Origin of the sequence: Rheinheimera nanhaiensis E407-8 (assembly GCF_000296695.1) — a bacterium.
GTDB classification, from domain to species: Bacteria; Pseudomonadota; Gammaproteobacteria; order Enterobacterales; family Alteromonadaceae; genus Alishewanella; species Alishewanella nanhaiensis.
On sequence record NZ_BAFK01000010.1, the window covers coordinates 60,225 to 84,380 of the forward strand.

General features: G+C 51.4%; 19 protein-coding genes. 14 read left to right on the plus strand and 5 right to left on the minus strand.

Annotation, left to right across the window (positions count from 1 at the left end; genetic code table 11):
- Positions 1 to 2: 2 nt before the first annotated feature.
- Positions 3 to 614 (minus strand): cytochrome-c oxidase, cbb3-type subunit II, encoded by a 612-nt coding sequence (ccoO, locus tag RNAN_RS09950; protein ID WP_008221353.1) that lies wholly within the window; start codon positions 612 to 614, stop codon positions 3 to 5.
- Positions 615 to 624: 10 nt separating this feature from the next.
- Positions 625 to 2,052, minus strand: a complete 1,428-nt coding sequence (gene ccoN, locus RNAN_RS09955) for a cytochrome-c oxidase, cbb3-type subunit I (protein WP_008221355.1) — start codon at positions 2,050 to 2,052, stop codon at positions 625 to 627.
- A gap of 278 nt (positions 2,053 to 2,330) precedes the next feature.
- Here ccoN and RNAN_RS09960 point away from each other — a divergent pair, with 278 nt between their 5' ends.
- The gene (locus RNAN_RS09960) at positions 2,331 to 2,720 is read left to right on the plus strand and encodes a hypothetical protein (protein ID WP_008221357.1); all 390 of its coding nucleotides are present in this window, start codon (positions 2,331 to 2,333) and stop codon (positions 2,718 to 2,720) included.
- A 75-nt stretch (positions 2,721 to 2,795) separates the two neighbouring features.
- Complete coding sequence (locus tag RNAN_RS09965) at positions 2,796 to 2,990, plus strand: hypothetical protein (protein WP_008221359.1); 195 nt, start codon at positions 2,796 to 2,798, stop codon at positions 2,988 to 2,990.
- Here RNAN_RS09965 and RNAN_RS09970 read toward each other — a convergent pair.
- Positions 2,987 to 3,826 (minus strand): D-hexose-6-phosphate mutarotase, encoded by an 840-nt coding sequence (locus tag RNAN_RS09970; RefSeq protein WP_008221361.1) that lies wholly within the window; start codon positions 3,824 to 3,826, stop codon positions 2,987 to 2,989. The two genes, RNAN_RS09965 and RNAN_RS09970, sit on opposite strands and share 4 nt — an antisense overlap.
- Before the next feature lie 229 nt (positions 3,827 to 4,055).
- Complete coding sequence (gene gap, locus RNAN_RS09980) at positions 4,056 to 5,066, minus strand: type I glyceraldehyde-3-phosphate dehydrogenase (RefSeq protein WP_008221365.1); 1,011 nt, start codon at positions 5,064 to 5,066, stop codon at positions 4,056 to 4,058.
- Between the two features lie 197 nt (positions 5,067 to 5,263).
- Here gap and malQ point away from each other — a divergent pair, with 197 nt between their 5' ends.
- The 8 genes from malQ to RNAN_RS10020 all read left to right on the plus strand — a co-directional run bounded on the left by malQ (position 5,264) and on the right by RNAN_RS10020 (position 17,246).
- Entirely contained in the window at positions 5,264 to 7,447 is a 2,184-nt protein-coding gene (gene malQ / locus RNAN_RS09985; protein ID WP_008221366.1) for a 4-alpha-glucanotransferase, read from the plus strand.
- Positions 7,448 to 7,539: 92 nt separating this feature from the next.
- Positions 7,540 to 9,723: a 1,4-alpha-glucan branching protein GlgB gene (gene glgB / locus RNAN_RS09990; RefSeq protein WP_008221368.1), complete on the plus strand. Its 2,184-nt coding sequence runs from the start codon at positions 7,540 to 7,542 to the stop codon at positions 9,721 to 9,723.
- Positions 9,724 to 9,777: 54 nt separating this feature from the next.
- Positions 9,778 to 11,871 (plus strand): glycogen debranching protein GlgX, encoded by a 2,094-nt coding sequence (glgX, locus tag RNAN_RS09995; RefSeq protein ID WP_008221370.1) that lies wholly within the window; start codon positions 9,778 to 9,780, stop codon positions 11,869 to 11,871.
- A gap of 94 nt (positions 11,872 to 11,965) precedes the next feature.
- Positions 11,966 to 13,495 carry an NADP-dependent phosphogluconate dehydrogenase gene (gene gnd, locus RNAN_RS10000; protein WP_008221373.1) on the plus strand — a complete coding sequence of 510 codons (1,530 nt, stop codon included), beginning with the start codon at positions 11,966 to 11,968 and terminating at the stop codon, positions 13,493 to 13,495.
- Complete coding sequence (gene purT / locus RNAN_RS10005; RefSeq protein ID WP_008221375.1) at positions 13,492 to 14,682, plus strand: formate-dependent phosphoribosylglycinamide formyltransferase; 1,191 nt, start codon at positions 13,492 to 13,494, stop codon at positions 14,680 to 14,682. The genes gnd and purT overlap by 4 nt, the downstream gene beginning before the upstream one ends.
- 319 nt (positions 14,683 to 15,001) lie before the next feature.
- Positions 15,002 to 16,162, plus strand: coding sequence for a serine hydrolase domain-containing protein (locus RNAN_RS18695; RefSeq protein ID WP_237739909.1), 1,161 nt, complete (start codon positions 15,002 to 15,004; stop codon positions 16,160 to 16,162).
- Position 16,163: 1 nt separating this feature from the next.
- A complete protein-coding gene (locus RNAN_RS10015; RefSeq protein WP_008221378.1) occupies positions 16,164 to 16,568 on the plus strand; it encodes a GFA family protein in 405 nt (134 codons plus the stop codon).
- Positions 16,569 to 16,718: 150 nt separating this feature from the next.
- Positions 16,719 to 17,246 (plus strand): hypothetical protein, encoded by a 528-nt coding sequence (locus RNAN_RS10020; RefSeq protein WP_008221379.1) that lies wholly within the window; start codon positions 16,719 to 16,721, stop codon positions 17,244 to 17,246.
- Positions 17,247 to 17,257: 11 nt separating this feature from the next.
- Here RNAN_RS10020 and RNAN_RS10025 read toward each other — a convergent pair whose 3' ends face one another.
- A complete protein-coding gene (locus tag RNAN_RS10025) occupies positions 17,258 to 19,048 on the minus strand; it encodes an alkaline phosphatase D family protein (RefSeq protein WP_008221381.1) in 1,791 nt (596 codons plus the stop codon).
- 170 nt (positions 19,049 to 19,218) lie between these two features.
- Between RNAN_RS10025 and msrB the strand changes: the two genes are divergently transcribed.
- The 4 genes from msrB to pbp4b all read left to right on the plus strand — a co-directional run bounded on the left by msrB (position 19,219) and on the right by pbp4b (position 24,124).
- Positions 19,219 to 19,605, plus strand: coding sequence for a peptide-methionine (R)-S-oxide reductase MsrB (gene msrB / locus RNAN_RS10030; RefSeq protein WP_008221383.1), 387 nt, complete (start codon positions 19,219 to 19,221; stop codon positions 19,603 to 19,605).
- 125 nt (positions 19,606 to 19,730) lie between these two features.
- Positions 19,731 to 21,182, plus strand: coding sequence for a glyceraldehyde-3-phosphate dehydrogenase (locus RNAN_RS10035; protein WP_008221385.1), 1,452 nt, complete (start codon positions 19,731 to 19,733; stop codon positions 21,180 to 21,182).
- A gap of 141 nt (positions 21,183 to 21,323) precedes the next feature.
- The gene (locus RNAN_RS10040) at positions 21,324 to 22,451 is read left to right on the plus strand and encodes a M14 family metallopeptidase (protein WP_008221388.1); all 1,128 of its coding nucleotides are present in this window, start codon (positions 21,324 to 21,326) and stop codon (positions 22,449 to 22,451) included.
- Between the two features lie 8 nt (positions 22,452 to 22,459).
- Entirely contained in the window at positions 22,460 to 24,124 is a 1,665-nt protein-coding gene (gene pbp4b / locus RNAN_RS10045) for a penicillin binding protein PBP4B (RefSeq protein ID WP_008221389.1), read from the plus strand.
- Positions 24,125 to 24,156: the final 32 nt, after the last annotated feature.

The window sequence follows — 24,156 nt, forward strand, 5'->3', positions numbered from 1 at the left end:
CATTACTTCAGGTGTGTGCCCAGTGATTGCAAATAGGCAATCAGCGCCTGCATTTCGGTTTTACCCTGCACCGCAGCGGCCGCACCGGCGATATCTTCGTCAGTGTAAGGTACGCCATAGCTTTGCAACACTGTCATTTTCTTCGCTGTGTGCTTGCCATCTAACAGGTTTTTATCCAACCAGGGGTACGCCGGCATATTTGACTGCGGCACCACTGAGCGCGGGTCCATCAGGTGTGCATAATGCCAGTCATCGCTGTAACGCTGGCCAACACGGGCTAAATCTGGGCCGGTACGTTTTGAGCCCCACAGGAACGGATGATCCCACACGCTTTCACCGGCGACCGAGTAGTGGCCATAGCGCTCTACTTCAGCACGAAACGGGCGTACCATCTGGCTGTGACAGCCAACACAGCCCTCACGGATATAAATATCGCGACCTTCAAGCTGCAGCGCAGTGTAGGGTTGCATGCCATCGACCGGTTGCGTGGTTTCATCCATAAAAAACAGCGGTGTGATCAGCACCAGAGTACCAAAGCTGATGGCGACAATACTTAATATCGCTAACAGGCTAACGCTTTTTTCAATCTTTTCATGATGATTTTTGTTCGACATGATTTACCTCTTACGCCGCTGCTGGTACAGGTTGCAATGATTCTTCTTTGGCGCGCACGGTTTTATACACGTTGTACGCCATCAGCAACATACCGGCGACCACAAAGACACCACCGATAAAGCGCATCAGATAGAACGGCATTGACGCTTCCAGGCTCTGCACAAAGCTGTAGGTGAGGGTGCCGTCGGTGTTAACCGCGCGCCACATCATGCCCTGGGTAATACCCGAGATCCACATGGCAACGATATACAGTACCACGCCGATAGTGTGCAGCCAGAAGTGAGTGTTAATCAGCGCAATGCTGTACATCCGGCCCTGGTTGTATAGCACCGGGATCAGGTGGTAGATGGCGCCGATAGAAATCATCGCAACCCAGCCTAAAGCACCAGAGTGCACATGGCCGATAGTCCAGTCAGTGTAATGTGACAAGGCGTTCACTGATTTAATCGCCATCATCGGGCCTTCAAAGGTCGACATGCCATAGAACGACAGCGACACAATTAAGAAGCGTAAGATTGGGTCGGTTTTTAGTTTATGCCAGGCACCAGACAGCGTCATAATACCGTTGATCATACCGCCCCAGCTTGGTACAAACAGCACGACAGACATCACCATGCCTAATGACTGTGTCCAGTCTGGCAGTGCCGTATAGTGCAAATGGTGTGGGCCGGCCCAGATATACAGTGCAATCAGTGCCCAGAAATGCACAATCGACAAACGGTACGAATACACCGGGCGACCAGCTTGTTTTGGCACAAAGTAGTACATCATGCCAAGGAAACCGGCAGTTAACAGAAAGCCTACCGCATTATGGCCATACCACCATTGGATCATCGCATCCACAGCGCCGGCATAGATTGAATAGGATTTAAACGCACTAACCGGAACCGCCATGCTGTTCACAATGTGCAGTGCGGCAACGGTAAGAATAAAACTGCCTAAAAACCAGTTTGCCACGTAAATGTGGCTGGTTTTGCGTTTTACCAGCGTGCCAAAAAACACGATGGCGTAAGATACCCAGACCAGGGTAATTAAAATATCGATTGGCCATTCCAGCTCAGCGTATTCTTTTGAACTGGTTAAGCCCATAGGCAGGGTAATAACGGCAGCAACAATTACGGCCTGCCAGCCCCAAAAAGTAAACATGGCCAGCTTTTCAGCGAACAAACGTACCTGACAAGTGCGCTGCACAATGTAATAACTTGTTGCGAACAAAGCGCTGGTACCAAAAGCGAAAATCACCGCGTTGGTATGTAAAGGACGAAGGCGACTGTAAGTTAGCCATGGCGTTTCAAAGTTTAACGCTGGCCAATATAATTGTGCCGCTATTAACACGCCCACCGCCATGCCGATAATCCCCCAAAAAACGGTGGTTAAGGCAAAGAGGCGGACAACGCGATAGTTGTAGTCAACATTTAACGTATTGGTCTGGCTCATGTTGAGTTCCGCTGCAGTTTGTGCTGGTTACTGATACAGGTTGCTTGCACAACCATTCTTGTTATAGGCAGGCTAAAACATCCACAACAGGCAATGTTTGGTCTACCAATTTGGGGCCGCATATTAAGGGTTTTACCCCTGAAAAGATAGGTAAAAGCACCCGTTTTATGATTTAGAACAAAGTCGTTGCTCACTAAATAACCAAGTGTAGCCGTTGTTTGAAGCTTTTCATTAAAACCGCGTACAATAACCACTTTGTTGTGCTAAAGGCTGACCCCGTGTTGCGATTTTACCCGTTGCTATTGCTGCTGTTAACCCTTAGCGCCTGTTCTCCTGAGCGCGCTGCGTCAACTAACGCCACCACGCTGTATCAACATGGCTCGGTCACAGTACAACTAAGCCCGGCGGCAGCGCCGGTTGAAACGCCACTGAAATTAACCGTAATTGCTGATGGCGCCAGTGCTGTGTCAGGCAATATTACCGGTGTGTCGATGTATATGGGCCGTATTCCACTTCGGTTCAGTCCGGCAGCTGGGGGCTTTGAAGCCGATTTTTTGCTCGGTGCCTGCGCCGATCCCAATATGTTATGGCAGCTTGATATTGACATCCTTGATAGCGACGGAAAAAAACACACCGTAAAACAGCAGTTTCACTCCAGTTGGCGTTAAAAGCGTAAATTTTTGCTTGAGATTTGCTTAAAAAGTAGCCAGTATCAGGCGGCAAATTAAACCGGAGTATGCGCCATGACCAGCGAATTTGTCCGTAATATTCACCTGGCTACCGCCCAACGCATGAAAGAGCAGGGCGTTGATTTATCAGGCATTGTAGAGCATTTTGAAAATGTGTTTATGCCAATGGACGAACTGCCACAGCTGCTGGGGCAACTGGGTTACCCGCAGCAGGATTTAAAGCAGTTTTTAAAAGGCACCGAAGGCTAAAGTGGCTTTAGCTGTTGGCTAACGGACAAGGCGTTGGCGTTAGTTGTTAGTCTGGCGGTTTCGACACAGACAAATTGCTGGTAACCCTCAGCTGGCATATCTGTCATTTTGCTGCTTTTAACCTGCCAGGGGTTCCACACCACAGTGGCATCATGACCAGCCTGGTTGATGCCAAGGGCGCCCAGTGCGCTGTCTAACCGAAGCTGACTGGCGCTTTGCGGGTAGATACGATCGACCTCTGTGCTAATTTTCAGCGCCACTTCAGCGTCATTAACAAGGCTATTGCTGACCTTATCCTGATAAACGCTGGGCAGTGGCCGCACAACGGCGGAATCAATAGTACCCACCTTGAAATAGCTGTGCAGTGCCGCTTGCTGTGCTATTTGGCTGTGGCAACTAAGCGATAGGCTTAGGCTGTCGTTCAGCGTAACGCTTAGCAGTAGCCGTGCTGTGCCGCTGTAGTGCGGTAAGTCGTTAAGCTCCAGCTGTAAATTGACACTGACGCCATTGTTGCTGACCTGCTTTGATACCAACTGCCATAAACGGTTACGCACCAAACCATGGTTGGGCACGACGATATTATCGGGGTTAAAGGCTTTGGTTGCCGGGCCAAACCATGGCCAGCAGATAGGTACGCCGCCACGAATGGCAGTACCGTTATGCCAGCTGGCCTGTGGCGATAACCACAGCACTTCACGCCCAGCGCTGGGCTGATAAGATAATAGCTGGGCGCCATATAATGAAATGACCGCCGTTGCATTACCGTGCCGCAGGCTGATGCAGGGTAAATCGGTTAAATGGGCAAAACCGGTGACTAATGTTATTGCTTCAGTCAATTCTCAGCGCTCCAGACAGTTGCTGATGCTAACTATATCAGCTGTGGAGCAGGTGTTCTTTCGTAACAGCGGCACGGACACCGCGCAGGCTGAGACAGCACAGGGATGTGCTGTTGAAGGCGGTGAAGAAAGAATTTCCTGCTCTGTAGCGTTACAGCCAGTGTTAGTTAATAAGTGTTGGTTAATAAAAAAAGCCAGCATAAAGCTGGCTGTGCGCTGACGCAATGGCTTACGCGTGCTTCATAAACTCAACGGTATTATCCAGCATGCGGTTACTAAAGCCCCACTCGTTGTCATACCAGCTCATTACCTTCACTAAACGGCCATTTACCCGGGTTTCGGTTGCATCAAAAATTGACGATTTCGGGTTGTGGTTAAAATCAACTGACACCAGCGGTAAGTCATTTACAGCCAGTACTTCGGCCATAGCACCGCCGGCACAGGCGTTACGCACTATATCGTTTACCTCATCAACAGAGGTATTGCGACCGGCAATAAAGGTCAAGTCAACCAGTGACACGTTTAGGGTAGGCACCCGAACGGCCAGGCCGTCAAATTTACCCACCAGCTCCGGCACCACCAAACCTACAGCAGCGGCGGCACCGGTTTTGGTTGGGATCATCGACATCGCAGCGGCGCGGGCGCGGCGTACGTCAGTGTGGTACACATCGCTTAAACGCTGATCGTTAGTGTAGGCGTGAATAGTGGTCATCAGGCCCGACTCTATGCCCAGGATGTCGTTTAACGGCTTGGCGATAGGCGCCAGACAGTTAGTGGTACACGAGGCATTAGAGATAATGTTCATTTGCGGCGTTAAAATATGCTGGTTTACGCCGTAAACTACAGTAGCATCGACATCTTTGGCGGGGGCACTGATAATGACTTTTTTCGCACCGGCTGCAAGGTGAGCGCCGGCTGATTTACGATCGGTAAACAGGCCGGTACACTCGAGCACCACATCAACATTTAATTGCTGCCAAGGCAGGTTAGCCGGGTTACGCTCGCTTAGGGTTAAAATTTCATCCTGATTAACGTAAATGGCTTTGTCGTTGTGCTCAACGTTAGCGGCGAAGATGCCATGTGCGGTGTCGTATTTCAATAAATGGGCATTAATAGCGGCATCGCCCAAGTCATTAATAGCGACCACTTTAATGTCATACTGTTTGCTGCTTTCGTACAGCGCCCGCAGCACATTACGGCCGATACGGCCAAAACCGTTAATTGCAACACGAATTGTCATGATAACCCCGTTAAACTTGCTAAAGTGAAAGTGGATGAATTGTTATGTAGTAAAATTACATTAATTACCAACTTTTTCAAGTTTTAGTCCGCTTTAAACCGACAAAAATGTAATTTAATGACACAAATTGACAATGACATTAGTCACAAGGCGGCCTAGAATGAGCGCTAGCCTTCTGACCAGACTGAGGATTTATCATGGACGCCAGCTTAAGGGCTGAACTTATCGCATTTTGCGGCATTGAAACCGAATTTAACGATGCCTGGGGTAAGCCAACTACCGTCAGTGAGGCCGATCAATTACAGTTGTTAGCGGCGCAGGGGTTTGCCATTGATGACGATGATACCGCCCGCAGCCAGTTGCTGGCGCGCCAGCTCGATTACTGGCAGCGCGTGCTGCCTTATGTATCAGTGCAGCGCGCCGATGAGCCGCAATACCTGACGCTACAGGTTACGCTGGCACAGGCCAATACCGCTGTTGCGCTTCATTTACACAGCGAAGACGGCGGCGCCGTCAGTTTTGAGCTGACGCCCGTCGATGGTGAGCTGGTGCAGGTGGTGGTGCTGGACGACGTGGAGTATCACCAGTACCAGCATACACTGCCTCAGCAGTTAGCGCCGGGGTATCACCAGGTTGCGCTGGCAGATGGTAGCGTAACGCAACAGCTTATTATTACGCCGGGCCAATGTTATCAGCCGTCGGCGTTTAGCCAGCAAAAACAATGGGGGATAGCGCTGCAGCTGTATGCACTGCGCTCGACACGTAACTGGGGCATAGGCGATTTTACCGATTTGCAGCACACGCTGACCTATCTGGCTAAATTAGGTGCCGATTTTGTCGGTTTAAACCCGATCCATGCGCTGTATCCGGCCGTGCCGGAAAACGCCAGCCCGTACAGCCCGTCATCACGGCGTTTTTTAGATATCCGCTATATTGACGTGACCGCCATGCCCGGCTTTAACCAGTGCGCGCGCAGCCAAAGCCTGGTGCAGGCGCCTGCCTTTGTGACTGCAGTCAGTGAGCAGCGCAGCAAAGATTTTGTTGATTATGAAGGCGTGATGCAGCTGAAACTGCCGGTAATGAAAAGCCTGTACCAGTGGTTTACCGAGCAGAGTGACAAGGAAACCAAGCAGCTGCAAAAGGCCTTTAGGCAATTTAAACAGCAAGCCGGCGACAGCTTAATGCAACTGGCGTTGTATGATGCGTTACATGCCTTTTTATATCAGCAGGATAACCAATACTGGGGCTGGCCGGTATGGCCACAAGAATATCGAGATCCTGAGTCAAAGCAGGTGAAGCAATTTGCCAGGCAGCAAAAAGCCGAGCTGGATTTTTACTGCTATCTGCAGTTTATTGCTCAGCAGCAAATAGCTAAGGCGCAGCAGGTAGCAAAAGACGCCGGCATGAGTTTGGGCCTGTACCGTGATTTGGCCGTCGGTGTCAGCGAAGCCTCTACTGAAATCTGGGCCAACCCCGGGCTGTATTGCCGCGATGCCAGCATAGGTGCGCCGCCTGATCCGCTGGGGCCAGCTGGACAAAACTGGGGCTTGCCGCCGATGTACCCGTACCAGCTGTACAAACAAGCCTATCAGCCTTTTATTGAGCTGCTGCGCGCTAATATGCAACATGCCGGTGCCTTGCGTATCGACCATGTAATGGCACTGTTGCGGCTGTGGTGGGTGCCTAAAACCGCAGCTAATGCCGGTGGTGGTGCCTATGTGTATTATCCGATTATGGATTTACTGGGCATTTTGGCGCTGGAAAGCCAGCGCCAGCAGGCGGTGATCATTGGTGAAGACTTAGGCACGGTGCCGGAGGGGATCCGCGAGCTGCTGCAGGACTATGGTGTGTATTCCTACCGGGTGTTTTTCTTTGAAACCGCTGCCGATGGTGGCTATATCTCACCGGCGCATTATCCGCGTCAGGCTATGGCGACGCTGACCACCCACGATTTGCCAACGCTGATTGGTTTTTGGCACTGTGAGGATCTGCGCCTGGGTAAAGATCTGGGTCTCTATCCGGATGAGCAGCAGTTGCAACAGTTGTATGCCCAGCGCCATGTGAATAAGCAGCGTATTCTCGACTCGCTGCACGGCCATCAGGTGCTGCCGGCCGATTACAGCCGCAGCACTGAGCATCTGGGCATGGACCGCACGCTAAACTTTGCCCTGCAGCGTCACTTGGCGGCTGGCAACAGTCAGTTATTGTGCCTGCAACTGGAAGATGCGCTGGAAATGACGCAACCGGTGAATGTGCCTGGCACCAGTAACGAATATCCAAACTGGCGGCGTAAGTTAAGCCAACCGCTGGAGCAGTGGCGCGACAACCCGGAGCTTGCCGGGCTATTTAGCCAAATTAGCGAAAAGCGGCGCCAAGCATAAAAAGGCGTTGGCGTATTTCGCCATCGCCAAGCCTGCCTGAGCTGGTAAGGTGACTTGATAAGGCCCGTGAGCAGAAATAGAAGGGATACAAGATGAGCGTAACACTGTTAGAACAGGTACAATGTGCCGAACCCTTTGCCGTATTAGGCTGGCAGAGAATAAAGCCGGACAGCGCAGTCGGTTTAGTGTTACGGGTGTATTTACCCCAGGCCACTCAGGTAACAGCTATAGCGGCAACGAGCGGTAAACCGCTGGGTGAGCTTACGGCTGTGCCCGGTTGTAGCGGTGTGTTTGAGCTGGTACTGGCCAAAAAGCGCAAAGCGGAAGCCTATTATTTGTTGGTGCAAAGCGGCAGTTATCAATACCAGCTGATTGACCCTTATCAGTTTACTGATGAAGCCTATTATGCTGTGCATTATGTCACCCACCAGCCGGAAAACCTGTATCGCCAGCTTGGCGCCCAGCTTATCCGCCTGCCATTTGGCAAAAGCAGTATTAACGCCACCCGTTTTGCCGTTTACGCCCCTAATGCCAGCAGTGTCAGCCTGATTGGCGATATGAATAGCTGGGATGGCCGGGTACACCCGATGCAGCGCACGCACTGTGGCCATTGGGTGCTGGTGGTGCCACAAGTGGCCGCCGGTGTGCGTTATAAATTTGAAATTAAAGATAAAAACGGCCATTTGCTGCCACATAAAGCCGATCCGATGGCGTTTTATGCCGAGCAGTATCCATCTCATGCTTCCCTGGTGTATGACCATAACCATTATCAATGGCAGGACAGCGCCTGGCGTCACCGAAAAGCGACCGATCCGCTGCAAAGCCCGATCAGCATTTACGAGCTGCAAGCCGGCAGCTGGCGGCGCAGCGCCGATAACCAGCCACTGAGTTACCGTGAACTGGCATCAGAGCTTATTCCTTATGTGCTGGACATGGGCTACAGCCATATTGAGCTGTTGCCGGTAATGGAGCATCCGTTTGACGGCTCCTGGGGCTATCAGCCGCTGGGTTTATTTGCGCCCACCTCGCGCCTGGGTAACCCGGATGATTTTAAATACTTTGTCGATAAGTGCCATCAGGCCGGTATCGGCGTGATTTTAGATTGGGTGCCGGCGCATTTTCCCGAAGACGGCCATGGCTTAGCCCGCTTTGATGGCAGCCATTTGTATGAATATGAGGATCCGCGCCGGGGCTGGCACCCGGACTGGAATTCCTGCATTTATGATTATGGTAAGGACTATGTGCGCCAGTTTCTGGTGGCCAGTGCGCTGTATTGGCTGGAACATTTTCATATCGACGGCCTGCGCGTCGATGCGGTGGCGTCGATGTTGTACTGGGATTATTCGCGTAACGAAGGCGAGTGGATCCCCAATATTGATGGTGGCAACCATAACTACGAAGCCATCAGCTTTTTCCGCTGGTTTAACCGTGAGGTGTATAGCAAATTCCCACAGGCGATGACCATTGCTGAAGAGTCGACGTCTTTTCCTATGGTGTCGCGTCCGGTTGATATGGGCGGGCTTGGCTTTGGTTTTAAATGGAATATGGGCTGGATGAACGACAGCTTGCGCTATATGAGTAAAGATCCGGCTTACCGGCGCTACCATCACAACGATTTGACCTTTTCCATGGTGTACGCCTACAACGAAAACTTTATTTTGCCGTTATCGCACGATGAAGTGGTGCATGGCAAAGGCAGCTTGCTAAACAAAATGCCAGGTGATGAATGGCAGCAAGCGGCTAATTTGCGTGCCTATTACGCCTTTATGTTTGCGCACCCGGGTAAAAAGCTGAATTTTATGGGCAACGAGTTTGCCCAGGGCCGTGAGTGGAACCATACCCAAAGCCTGGACTGGCATTTGCTGGATTACGACAAACACCGTGGCATGCAGCAGCTGCTGCGTGACTTAAACCAGACGTATCGCCGCTGCCCACCACTGTATCAGCTGGATTATCAGCAAGACGGCTTTCGCTGGCTGGACCATCAGGATGCCGATCACAGCACCTTAAGTTTTCTGCGTCGCGACGCCAGTGGCGATGTGATATACGTAGTGTGTAACTTTACCCCTATGCCGCGCAGCAATTTTTTACTCGGCGTTGAGCAAAGCGGCGACTATGAGGTTATCCTCAATACCGACAGTGAATATTACTGGGGCAGTAATTACAGCGTTGGCACCGCTCTGAGTAGTATCAGCGGCAGTTATCAAGGCCTGGCACAGCATCTTTGCCTGCAGTTGCCACCGCTGGCCACGCTGTATCTGCGTAAAAAGCGCTAAAGCCGGTGCTCGAAGTGATTAAGTAAAGATAAGTAACCTGGGGCATTACACCTTATGGCACAGCACATTCCGCTGTTAAAGCTAACTTATGGCCAAAGTACACCGCTTGGCGCAAGCTGGGTAGCGGCTGGCGCTAAAGACAGCATTAGCCAAGACAAAGACGAAGATAGGGCAGGTCATTGGAATTTCGCCGTTTATGCGCCGGAGGCCACGGCGCTGACATTGTGCTTGTTTCAAAGCGATACTGAAGAGCTACTGGCAGAGATTGCCTTTAGCGCCCGCACCGGCGATATCTGGCATTTAGCCGTAACCGGCATTGCGCCGGGCACCTTATACGCTTTTAAAGCCGATGGGCCAATGCAGCCCGGCCAGGGCTTGCTGTTTGATAACGAGCGCATTTTACTTGACCCTTATGTAAAACAGCTTAACCGCAGCATCAGCTTTAACGAGCGCTTATATGGCACAAAAAGCCATTTTATGCTGGCCAAGGGCGTGTTAAGCCAGCACGAATTTGACTGGCAGGACAGCGTAAAACCGAATATTGCACGGGAAAAAACCGTTATTTACGAAGCGCATGTCAAAGGCATGACCATGTGCCACCCTGAGGTGCCCGAGCATCTGCGCGGCACTTATCTTGGCCTGTGTCATCCGGCCATTATTCTGCATTTACAGCAGCTGGGCATTACCAGCCTGCAACTGTTACCAGTGGCGGCCTTTATGAGCGAGCCCAGGCTGAATAAGCTGCAACTGAGTAATTACTGGGGCTATAACCCGGTGAGTTTTTTTGCCCCCGAGCCGCGTTATCAATGTCAGGATGCCCTGACTGAGTTTAAAACCCTGGTGCGTACTTATCATCAGGCTGGTATTGAAGTCATTCTGGATGTGGTGTTTAACCACACGGCAGAGGGGGGCGATGATGGCCCGCTGCTGAGTTTTCGCGGCCTGGCTAACCGGCATTATTACCTGTTTGAAAGCCATGCCGATATTACCGATTTTAGCCAAAGCTGTAATTACACTGGCTGTGGCAATACGGTAAATCTGGCCCAGCCGATGGTACAAAAGCTGGTGATGGATGCACTGCGTTATTGGGCCACCGAGATGCAGGTCGATGGCTTTCGCTTTGATTTAGCCACCACACTGGCGCGTGAACATAAAAGGTTTAACCCTTATGCCGCGTTTTTTCAGATCATCGCGCAAGATCCGGTATTAAGCCAGCTTAAGCTGATTGCCGAGCCGTGGGATGTCGGCCCGATGGGCTATCAGCTGGGGCAGTTTCCGCCACAGTGGTCAGAGCTAAACGATAAGTGCCGCGATACCTTCCGCGCCTTCTGGCGTGGCAATAAAGGCGTACTGCCGGAATTTACTACCCGCCTGTTGGGCTCGCGCGATATCTTTCAGAAGCACCACAAACCGGCCTGTTGCAGTGTGAATTATCTGACCTACCATGACGGCTTTACGCTGCAGGATCTGGTGAGTTATCAGGATAAACACAACTGGTTAAATGGCGAAGAAAACCGTGATGGCCACAGCCATAACTTAAGTTGTAACCACGGGGTAGAGGGGCCCACCAAAGATAAATCAATTATCGCTAGCCGCTACCTGCATAAGCGCAATCTGGTCGCCACCTTGTTGTTAAGCCAGGGCATGATCCACTGGCTGGGCGGCGACGAGTTAAGCCATAGCCAGCGTGGTAATAACAACGCCTATTGTCAAGATAACGACATCAGCTGGCTCGACTGGCATCTGGATAGCGATGAGCAGGACTTTTTCGACTTTGTCTGTCAGATGCTGGCATTTCGGCGCCAATACAGCTGTTTACAGCAGTTATCCTTGCTGGACGATAACTACCAGCTGCATGGCGAAAAACATCAGATTTGCTGGTACCTGCCCGATGGCAGCGAAAAGCAGCAGCACGACTGGCACGACCCCGAGCGTTCAGCCTGTATCTTTCAAATTACCAATAAACACAGCAATGCCAGTTTATTGTGCATTATGAACGCTTCCAGCGACGCCTTGGTGGTTAGTTTACCCAAACGCCCCTGGCAGCCGCTGTTTGACACCAGCATAAACAAAGGTATGGCGTCTAAGGCTAAGGAAAAACAGCAGCAGTACCAGCAAAATGCCAACAGTATCTCGGTCTGGCTGTAGGTTTATCGGCCGTGTTTTTGTATAATGCGCGCCGTTCAGACGTGCCAGCGGGCGGCTTGGCACGTACCAGTGAAAAATAATAAAGGAATGTCAGATGACAGACACAGCTGCACTTTGCGATATCGGCTTTGTTGGCGCCGGTGTAATGGGCAAAAACCTTATTCTGAACCTGGCTGACAACGGCTACCGCGTGGCAGCGTTCGACCTTGATCACCAAAAACTGGAAGCCGTGCTGGCGCAGGATAAAGCCGAGCGTGGTGACAAGCCGGCCCGGGTGATCGCCTGTAGCTCTTACACTGAATTATTGTCGCGCCTGTCAGCGCCGCATTTAATTGTATTATCGGTACCGGCCGGCAAACCGGTAGATGATGTCTGTCATAAGCTGATTGACGCCGGTATTCAGGCCGACGATATTATTGTCGATACCGGTAACAGCCTGTGGACTGACACAGTAGCGCGGGAAAAAGACTACGAAGGCAAGTTTATTTTCTTCTCTACGGCGGTATCGGGCGGTGAAGTAGGCGCCCGTTTTGGCCCCTCACTGATGCCAAGTGGCGACCCGTACGCCTGGACCCGCATTAAACCCTTATGGCAGGCGATTGCCGCTAAAGTCGATCCTGCCACCGGTAAGCCGATAGAGCGCTTTGAGCCGGGCAATCCGGTGACCGAAGGCGAGCCCTGTGCCGCCTACATTGGCCCCAGCGGCTCTGGCCACTATGTCAAAATGGTGCACAATGGCATTGAATACGCCGATATGCAGCTGATTTGTGAAGCCTATCAGGTTATGCGTGACATTCTGGGCATGACAGCTGCCGAAATTGCCAGTGTGTTTACCGGCTGGAACAACGGCAAGTTGCACAGCTACCTGATGGACATCAGTGCCCAGGTACTGGCCACTAAAGACTCTGAAACCGGCTTGCCGCTGGTGGATGTGATTATGGATAAAGCCGGCCAAAAAGGCACCGGCCTGTGGACAGCCGTCAGCAGCTTGCAGCTGGGTAGCCCATCGCCCACCATTGCTGAGGCAGTATATGCCCGCTCCTTGTCTGCACTGAAGCACGAACGGGTAAAAGCCGCTACGGTACTGGCCGGCCCGGCGCAAAACCTGATTTCGCCGGAGCAGAAAGCCGAGATCATTCAGGCACTGCACGATGCGCTGTATTGCGCCAAGATCTGTGTCTACGCTCAGGGTTTTCACCTGATGAAAACCGCTGCCGACGAGCATGGCTGGCAACTTAATTTTGCTGAAATTGCCAAGATCTGGCGCGCTGGCTGTATTATTCGCGCGGTGTTTTTACAGTCGATCACCGAGGCTTACGAGCGCAACGACGAGCTGGAAAACCTGCTGCTGGACCCGTTTTTTGCCAAGCAAATTTCGGTGTACCAGCAAAACTGGCGCAAGGCTGTCGCCAACGCGACCTTAGCCGGCATACCGGTGGCGGCGCTAAGCTCAGCCCTTAGCTACTACGACTCCTACCGTACTGCTGTGCTGCCTGCCAACTTATTGCAGGGGCAGCGGGACTTTTTTGGTGCCCATACCTTTGAGCGTACCGATAAAGCCAAAGGCAAAATGTTCCATGTAGACTGGAGCCATAGTGATCGGCCAATGGTGAAAATAAAATGAGTACTTTCACAATAGGCACCCCCGGTGCGGCCAGCGCCACCAAAGTGTTGTTACTAGGTGCAGGCGAGCTTGGCAAAGAGCTGTGCATCGAATTAAAGCGCTACGGCTGTGAAGTGATAGCGGTAGACCGTTACCCTAATGCACCGGCCATGCAGGTGGCCGACAAAGCTGTGGTCATGTCGATGCTGGATAACGCGGCACTGCGCCAGCTGGTAATTAGCGAAAAGCCGGCACTGATTGTGCCCGAGCTGGAAGCCATTGCCACCTCAGTGCTGATTGAGCTTGAAGACGCCGGTTTTAACGTAGTGCCAAGCGCCAAAGCCGTTAACCTGACGATGAACCGCGAAGGCATTCGCCGCCTGGCAGCTGAAGAGCTGAAGCTTGCGACCTCGCCCTATGTGTTTGCCAACGATAAAGACAGCTTTGTCGCTGCCGTGCAGCAAATTGGTTATCCGTGCGTGGTAAAACCGATAATGTCCTCCAGCGGCAAAGGCCAAAGCGTACTGCGCTCTGATGCCGATCTGGATGGCGCCTGGTTGTATGCGCAGGAAGGCGGCCGCGCCGGCAAGGGCAGGGTGATCGTCGAGGGCTTTATCGACTTCGACTACGAAATTACTTTGCTTACGGTAAATTCGCTGTCCGGTATTCAATATTGTGCGCCTATCGGCCATCGGCAGGAAAAAGGCGACTACCGCGAAAGCTGGCAGCCGCAGCAGATGAGTGAACAAGCACTGGCCAAGGCGAAACACTATGCCAAAGCGGTGGTAGAGGCCTTAGGTGGCCACGGTTTATTTGGCGTCGAACTGTTTATTAAGGGCGATGCGGTGTACTTCTCCGAAGTGTCACCCAGGCCACACGATACCGGCATGGTCACCCTGATTTCACAGCAACTAAGTGAATTTGCCCTGCATGCGCGCGCTATTCTGGGCTTGCCCATTCCGCAAATTAAACAATATGGCCCGGCCGCCTCGGCGGTGTTGTTAGTGCCCGGCCACAGCGCCGATATTCAGTATCAGGGGTTAGCCGACGCCTTAGCCGAACCGGATACCGAACTGCGTATATTCGGTAAACCCGAAGTGCAAGGCGAGCGGCGCATGGGCGTAGCACTGGCACTCAGTGACAGTGTCGAAGCCGCGACACAAAAAGCGCTTAACGTGATTAGCAAGTTAACCGTAACGCTTAATTAGCGGTATTAAAGCAAAACCACCTACGGGTGGTTTTTTAATAACTTAAATTGTAAACGTATTGTTTTATTTTGAGTTAAACCCAAAACATGATATTGGACTTAAGGGTATGTTGAGATTTTTCATCGTTAGCTGGGCTTTGCTGTCTTTTCGGTATTTCACCAGATAGCGCAGCTGGCAAAGCTGGACCGGGGCATTTCCGCAAGGGCGGGCGGTGTTAACCGATAAAAGCGGCCATTTTGTTCAGTTTGATGAGCCACAGCTGGTTTTGACAGAGCTTAAACAACTAATCAGCCTGTTAGATAAATATTAAGGGCAAGAGATGAAATTAAATAGCAACCTGCTTTCAAGCACACTAAAACGAAATTTAAGCTTGTTGATGTTTGGTATTACGTTTTTTTTATCACATACCGCCACTGCCGAGCCTGAACAACACATTGTTGTGCAAAATCTGCAAGCCTGGCATCAGCGGGCTATTGCCGGTGGTTTTGATGGGCAGGTCTTGGTAATGCAGGCTGGCAAGCCGTTGTTACATCATGCTTATGGGATGGCAGATTATGAGGCAAATAAGGCTTTTAGCACTGACACTGTGTTTGACATTGGCTCTATTACCAAACAATTTACCGCCGCTGCCATATTAAAGCTGCAAGAGCAGGGCAAGCTGCAACTTATCGACACACTTGAGCGTTTTTTTCCTGAAGCTCCGGCAGACAAGCAGTCGATTAGTTTACACCAGTTACTTACGCACAGCTCTGGCCTGGTAAACAATTTATCCGGTGGCGATTACAGTAAAGTCAGCCGTAACACTTTTATCAGGCGCTTGTTTAAATCACCACTTGAGGCGTCACCTGGCAGCAGTTTTTCCTATTCCAATGCCGGTTACGCCTTACTGGGGTTAGTTATTGAACGGGCCTCCGGCCAAAGTTATGAGCAGTATGTACAACAGCATTTGTTGCAGCCTGCCGGCTTGCGAGCTACCGGCTATACAGTGCCGGACTGGCAAGCCTTGCCGATAGCGACAGGTTATGAATTAAAACGCGATAGTTTTTGGCGTGGCAAGGCGGATGGTAGTAGCGAGCGCTGGGGCACGCCATTGGAAAAGTCGTGGGATAAAGATGGACCCTGGTGGAACCTACATGCTAATGGCGGCTTTTTATCGACTATTGGCGATCTCACACGCTGGCACCAGGCATTACAAACCGAATCGGTGCTTACGAAAGCGTCAACCGCATTACTGTTTAGACCACATGTCGCTACAACTCGCGCTGGAACCTATTATGGTTATGGCTGGATAACAGAACCTGCAGGGGAACATGGTAAAGTGGTGCGCCATGGTGGCAGTAACGGCATCTTTAGTACGGACTTGCGTTATTACTCTGACAGCCAATTGCTGATTATTTTTATGACCAACAATGATAGCCGGTTTTTTCCGGACTACCGGGACACCTTACTGGCTTCAGTATTCACAATTACAAAGGAATAGTATGTATCAGGGAGCTTGTTTATGCGGCGCTGTTGAAGTTGAAATTCACGGCCCGATTAGCAGTATTATTCATTGTCACTGCTCGTTGTGCCGTAAATCCAGCGGCACGGCTTTTGCTACCAATGGCTTTGTACAGCGGGCGGATTTTAAACTGGTAAAGGGGGAGGCTGAGCTAAGCCAGTTTGCCTTTAAACCGGGGCGGTTGCGGCATTTTTGCCGGCACTGCGGCTCACCCGTGTACAGCAGTAATGCGCAAGATCCAAGCCGTTTGCGGCTACGCTTGGGTATTTTAACCACAGATATTAGCGAGCGGCCGATATCACACAATTTTTATAGCAGTAAAGCGAATTGGGAAGATCTCGATGCTGCTTTGCCACGTTATGATAGTTTTGAACCCGGCCGCTAATCCTTTTGCTGGAGTCTGTAGCTATTATCACCAGATAAAATAGCTGGTATTTAACGCAATTGATTGAATTCATATTTGTAAACAACTATAACTAAACCTGCACTGCGTGTTTATGCTGTTGCTGTTTCATAATGATGTCACGGAGGGGGTATGTTGTTACGAAGGATATGTCTGGTCAGTACCTGTCTGTTTACTACCTTGCTTGCCAGTGCCACTGTGTTGGCCAAACCTTTGGTAGACTTTTCAGCCGAGCAGAATAAACTCTGCTGGAAGATGATAGAGCAAAAAAACACCGGCCATTGCAAACTGCATTTTAACCGCTTAGATGGTAAAACCTTTGCCTATCCGTCACGTGATGAGATCTCCCGTGCTTTTAGCCGCTATTTCAGTGCGCGCACAGAGTTTCCTACCTCGTTTCAGCAGATGGAATATGCGCTGCAGTTTTTTAACTACAGCCTGGAGCGTTATCCGGTGCGTGACAGTTTAAATTATATCCGCAGTAATGACGGTACCACGCAGCTCAGTATGACCATTTTAACCTCCGCCAGCGGTGGCTACAGTTTTATCCTGGCCGACAGCGACGCGCACTTTCGCCAGGTTGTCGATGCGCTGCAATACCCCAAACCGCGTCCTGCAACGCATTATTACCGCAATATTGCCAGGCTATTTACCGAATAACCCGGCAGGCGTTAGCCTAAACTCAGGCGTGGCGCGGCATCGGGCAGCCATTCTACGAGTGCGGTTTGCTGCCGCTGGAGCAATAACTGGCCTTGTACGGCGCTGATATCATCGACAAAGAGCCACTGACAATCCAGCTGCTCGCGGCTGATGTTTAACAGCATAAAGCCTCGGTCATACACATTGGCATACTGCAAACCCGGCACCAGTTGCACCAAGGCGGTTTCTGCAGCGACTGCAGCGTCGCGGTCCGGCAGGTTAATATATTGCTCTAGACCTGGCGAGGTGACTGATGCGGTAGCAAGCTCAACTGCTACAGGCGTACCATCAGCTAAATCGATATGATTTGCCCAGGCATTGTGGGTATCGCCAGCCAGCACCACCAGCTTTTTCCCCAGGTTACTTACGTGTTGCAAAATTTGCTCGCGCTCTGCAGGGTAGCCATCCCAGGCATCCAGGTTGTATGGGATCGCCGGCAGTTGCAATAAAGCAATAACCTCTGGTGTCAGTCGTGCCTGATTTGCCTGTAAATATGCCAGTTGCTCCGCCGTCAAGCTGGCATCGCCAGCCTGTGCGCGGGCAGCCAGCTGTGCCAGGGTAGCAAGCTCGGCGTAGGCGCTGATACTGAGCTGTTGGGTGGCTATTGCTGCAGGTAGCAACATGCGGCCCATTAGTACCTGTTGTCCCAACAACTGCCAACGTGCGTCCGACTGGTTTAGCTTGTCTAGCAACCAGGTTAGCTGCTCGCTGCCTAGCAAGGTGCGGCCTTGTTGCATTAAATCGCTGCTAAAAGCCGTACTGTCTAACTGACCGCTGGTTGCATCGATATAATTTGCGTAGTCAAGCTGTTGGTCGCGGCCTATTACACGGGTGTCCAGCATCATTAAATTGACCAGATCACCAAATTCAAACTGGCGATAAATACTCAGCTCGTCATTAGGTGCAACCGGTCTTATTGGCATCCACTCAAAATAGGCTTTGAGGGCAGCTTGTTTACGCTCGCCAAAATCGCCTTCGTCTGCCTGATGATTTTCGGCGCCAGCGCGCCAAGTATCATTGGTTATTTCATGGTCATCCCATACGGCAATAAAGGGCGCTGTGGCATGTAGTTGTTGCAGCGCCGGGTCGCTGCGGTACTGGGCATAACGTTGGCGGTAGTCATCCAGGCTGATAATTTCTGTAGCCGGTTCAGACAGCCGGCCAAGAGCGGCGGCATTTTCGCTGGCATAGCCATCAGTACCATATTCGTAAATGTAATCGCCCAGATGGATAACCGCATCTAAATCGGCCACCTCGGCAGCCTTGGCATAAACATGAAAATAGCCGGCCGGGTAGTTCGAGCAGGAAAACACTGCCAGTTTTATGCTATTTACGCCGGCGTCGGGCAACGTTTTCGCACGCCCCGTGGCTGAGACCACGTTGCCGGCACTAAAGCGGTAGTAATACACTGTGCCAGCGTTTAGCTCGCGCACATCAATTTTTACGGTAAAATCACTGGCTGCACTGGTATCGGTAAGGCCACTGCGAATAATCCGGCTAAAGGCGGCATCTTCTGCCAGTTGCCATCTTATTGGCACTAACGGGGCATCTGCGGTTACTCTGGTCCACAATATCAGCGCATCTGCTGCAGGATCACCGCTGGCAACGCCATGTAAAAACTGTACTTGATAGGGTAGCGGCTCCAGCTCAGTGTTATCACTGCTGCATCCAAGCAGACTGGTAGAGATTACGGCAGTACCGAAGCCAGCAGCAGAAGCTTTTAAAAAATCACGGCGGGTAAGCGGGCGATTAAAAGAGGTCATTATTATTCTCCTGGTTAGACCAGTGCAGTGAAGCAGAGTTAAGTGACAATAATGTGAAATCGTTAATTGAAACTGGTTTTATCCGTTAATATAGCTGCACTGAACAGGCGGTGAGAGTTCGCCGTAAAAACACTTGTTACTTAAGTCATACTTTGCACAGGAGCAAAAAAATGAAACTTACCGAGCAGCAGTGGCGTGAACGCCTAAGTGACGAGCAATACCGGGTTACCCGCTTAAAAGGCACTGAATATCCGTTTAGCGGCGAACTGCTGCATAACGAGCAGGCCGGTAGTTACCACTGTATTTGCTGTGGTGAAATGCTGTTTAGCTCAGAGACTAAATTTGATGCCGGCTGTGGCTGGCCCAGTTTTTATCAGGCGCTGGAGGGCAAGGTAAACTACCAGCGTGATACCAGCCATGGCATGGTTCGCACCGAAATTCTCTGTGCTAACTGTGATGCCCACTTAGGCCATGTGTTTGACGATGGCCCGGCGCCGACCGGTCAGCGCTACTGTGTTAATTCAGTGTCGTTAAGCTTTAACCGCCGCGGCGAATAAAAAAGCTGTAACTGTTGTCGTAGCCTTTCAACTTCTATTACAATACGCGCCGGCAAAGCAGCAGCGGCGCAGACCGTGCTTTGGCCACCCTATTAATTCATCTTACTGAAGTAAAAGGCCGACACATGACCCTATCGCACGCAGAACAGTATCAAAAGAGCTGGCAGGAACGCCAGGAATATGCCGAAAACATGCAGCCTATTATCGGCCGTCTGTACCGTAACAAAGGCATTGAAGTGGTGGTGTATGGCCGTCCGCTGGTCAATGCGACGACTATCGACATTATTAAGGCGCATAAAAGCGTAGAGCGTTTTGAAGGCCAGAAGCTGCGTCTGCGTGAGAGCTTTCCGGTTTTAGAAGCGATCAGCAAAATGAACCTGGCACCGGGCCGGGTAGATATTGGCAAGCTGGCCTATGGTTTTATCTACAAAAACGCCGCTAACGGCACCGAGCTGGAGCAGTATTTAGCCCGCGAACTGGCTGAAATTTTGGATCATGAAGATCAGGTGAAGCCGGTAGATGTGGTGCTGTACGGTTTTGGCCGTATCGGCCGTTTATTAGCCCGTTTAATGTTAGAGCGCTCTGGCCCCAGCACTAAGCTGCGCCTGCGTGCTATCGTGGTGCGTGGCGGTAAAAAAGGTGACTTAGAAAAACGCGCCAGTCTGCTGCGCCGCGACTCTATCCACGGCCCCTTTAACGGCAGCATTACCGTCGATGAAGAAAACCAGGGTATTAAAGCTAATGGTACCTTTATTAAAGTGATTTATGCCAACTCGCCAGAGCTGGTCGACTATACCCAGTACGGTATTAATGATGCCTTAGTGGTGGATAACACTGGTATCTGGAAAGACGACAAAGAGCTGAGCATTCACTTTAACAGCAAAGGTGCAGCCAAAGTATTACTGACTGCACCGGCGAAAGGTGAAGTACCCAACATCGTTTATGGTGTTAACCAACACATGATTTTACCGGAGCACAAAATTGTCTCCGCTGCCAGCTGTACCACCAATGCCATTACGCCGGTATTAAAAGCGCTGGAAGACGAGTACGGCATTCGTAACGGCCACGTGGAAACGGTGCACTCTTACACTAACGATCAGAACCTGATTGATAACTTCCACAGCGCAGAGCGCCGTGGCCGCGCGGCACCACTGAACATGGTATTAACCTCTACCGGTGCGGCCAGTGCCGTTGCCAAAGCCTTACCGCAGTTAAAAGGTAAGTTAACCGGTAATGCGATTCGCGTGCCGACGCCTAATGTGTCAATGGCGATTTTATCACTGAACTTAAACCGCGAAACCAGCCGTGACGAGCTAAATGCCTTTTTACAGCGCACCTCGCTGTTCTCTGAGCTGCAGGATCAAATCGACTTTACTGCTTCTACCGAGATCGTGTCGTCTGACTTAGTCGGCTCACGCTATGCCGGTGTGGTGGACTCTCAGGCGACTATTGTTGATGGTGACCGCTGTGTGTTGTACGTGTGGTATGACAACGAATTCGGTTACAGCACCCAGGTTATCCGGGTAATGAACGACATGGCCGGTATTAAATACCCAACCCTGCCGGTAGCGCGTTAAACTGTGCCTTTATCGAAAAGCCGCTTAATAGCGGCTTTTTCTTTATGCTTAACCTGTTAGAATCTAACCCATCTTTTCGCCGCCGCGGTTTTTGCAGCTCTGGCGTACTGGCGGCGTTGTTTAACCTGAAATGGATCTACTATGAAAATCACCAGTAATTTTGACAGTGGTAATATTGAAGTATTAAGTGCCGACAGCCCGGACAATATCCAGCTGGCCATTCGTAAAGACAATCAGTCAGACTTTTTTCAGTGGTTTCATTTTCGCCTAAGCACTGAGCATGCCCAGGAGCATACGCTGACCATTACCAACGCCGGCCAGTCGGCTTACCCGGATGGCTGGAAAGACTATCAGGCGGTAGCCTCATACGACCGGCAAACCTGGTTTCGGGTTGACACCGAGTATGATGGTAAAGCGTTAACCATTAAGCACTTCCCTGAAGCCGAATCAGTGTATTTTGCCTATTTCGCGCCGTACAGCTATGAACGTCATATGGACTTACTGCATCAGGCCCAGTGTGATTACAACTGCCAGTTGGTTGAGCTTGGCGAAACTTTAGACGGGCGCGATATGAGCCTGTTAGTGGTAGGCGAGCCGGAAGAGGGCAAAAAGAAAATCTGGATCACCGCACGTCAGCATCCGGGTGAAACCATGGCCGAATGGCTGATTGAAGGCCTGTTGGATCGTCTGCTGGATGAAGATGACGGCGTCGCCCGCGCTTTGCTGGACAAAGCGGTATTTTATATAGTGCCCAATATGAACCCGGACGGCTCAGTGCGTGGCCATTTACGGACTAACGCCGCAGGCATGAACTTAAACCGTGAATGGTTAAACCCGTCGCTGGAGAAAAGCCCCGAGGTGTATCTGGTGCGCCAGAAGATGCTGGAAACCGGCGTTGATCTGTTCCTTGATATGCACGGCGATGAAAACCTGCCGTATAACTTTGTCGCTGGTACCGAAGGCGTGCCGTCATATAATGCGCGCATCAAAGGCCTGGAAGAGCTGTTTAAACAAACCTTGCTCAGCGTAACGCCAGAGTTTCAAACCGAGTTTGGTTACGATTTAGACGAGCCGGGTAAAGCCAATATGACCATCGCCACCGCCTGGGTTGGCGAGCAGTTTAACTGTTTAGCCTACACGGTAGAAATGCCGTTTAAAGATAATGCCAACCTGCCGGATGCCGCCTATGGCTGGTCAGATGTACGCTCAATGAAACTGGGTCAGGATATGCTGCCGGCCATTTTGGCGGTGGTTGATAAACTGCGTTAAGTCAAAGCATGCTTAAGCTTATCCGGCGAATTATTCTGGCGGGTGCGCTTTGCACGCTCGCCGGCTGTGCCGCCCTGAGTCAGTGGCTGGCAGTGTCACCGCTGCCGGTCAGCAGTCTGAGCCAGGCACAGCGCACTGCACTGGATAACCACAGCAACCTGGGCCAGCGCGACCTGCGTTGGCCCCTTCAGCAAAGCCAGAGGGCGCTGGTAAATAACCGCACCAATTTTTTCGCTTATCAGGGGCAGGGTAGCCTGCTGGTTGCGCTTGGCAATACCGTGCAGTTTAGCCTGAATATTAACGGCCGGCTGGTTCAAGTCCGGCCTGACGCCAGTCTGGGCCAATACCTTGAGCTTGATATCAGTAAGCTGACTAAAAACGGCATCAATCAGCTGGCGCTTACCGAGATACAGCCGCTGGGTGCACAGCTTCGGCTGGTGCTGCCGTTTCCACAGCTTGGTCACACCACGCCAGAGGCGGCGGGCTTTTCCACTGATGAGCTTGAACAGCTGGATGCGATGATTGAACGCGATATCCAGCAAGGCTTTCCCGGCGCTGTGCTGTTAATTGTTAAAGACGGTAATATTGTTAAACACAGTGCCTATGGCTATGCCAACCGCTATGCCCAGGATGGCAGCGCGCTGGAGCGCCCCGAGCCGATGCAAACTGACACGGTGTTTGATCTGGCGTCAAACAGCAAAATGTATGCAACCAACTATGCGCTAATGCAGCTGGTTAGCCGCGGTCAGTTGGATATTAATGCGCCGGTATCGCAGTATCTGCATGAATATCAGGGGCAAGGCCGTGAGCAGCGGCTGGTCAGTGATTTGCTGTACCATAATGCCGGCTACCCGCCAGAGGTGCATTTTCACCGGCCGGATAACCGCCATGGCCCGGCGTTTTACTCTACCGAGCGCCAGCTGAGTATGCAGCTGATTGCCACTCAGGTGCCGTTTGAACGCGAGCGGGGCGGCAAGGCGGTATACAGCGACATCGATTATATGTTGTTGGGCCTTATTATCGAGCGTATTACCGGCATGACACAGGATCAGTATCTGCGTGAAACCCTGTACCAACCGATGGGACTTAGTTATACCGGCTTTAACCCGCTGCGCCACGGTATCAGCGCACAGCAAATTGCCGCCACTGAGCTTGACGGCAATAGCCGTGCTGGTAGGGTACTGTTCCCGGCAGATAAACGGGTAGTGGTGCGCGGTGAGGTACATGATGAAAAAGCCCGCTATGCCTTTGACGGCGTCGCCGGCCATGCCGGGCTGTTCTCCAGCGCAGAAGAGACGGCAAAGCTGGCACTGCTGGCGCTGCACGGTGGTTATGGCTTAACAAGGGTGTTTGACGATAAGGTGCTGCAGCAGTTTGTCCGGCCGTCGGTGTTTGACCATACCGTTGGGCTGGGCTGGCGCACCGCCACCGGTGGCGATCTTAACTGGCACTTTGGCCCTTATGCCAGCCAGTATGCGTTTGGCCATACCGGCTGGACCGGCACCGCCACCTTAATAGATCCGTATTACAACCTGGTGGTAGTGCTGCTAACTAATAAAAAGCACAGCCCCATCTTAGCCGGGGCCGGCGACGGCTATTATTTTGCCGGCGATAAATTTGAAACTGGTATGTATGGCAGCATCATGAGTAAAATATACCAGGCAATGCAATAAGCAGCCCAGGGCTGCACCAAAGAAGGCTTAAG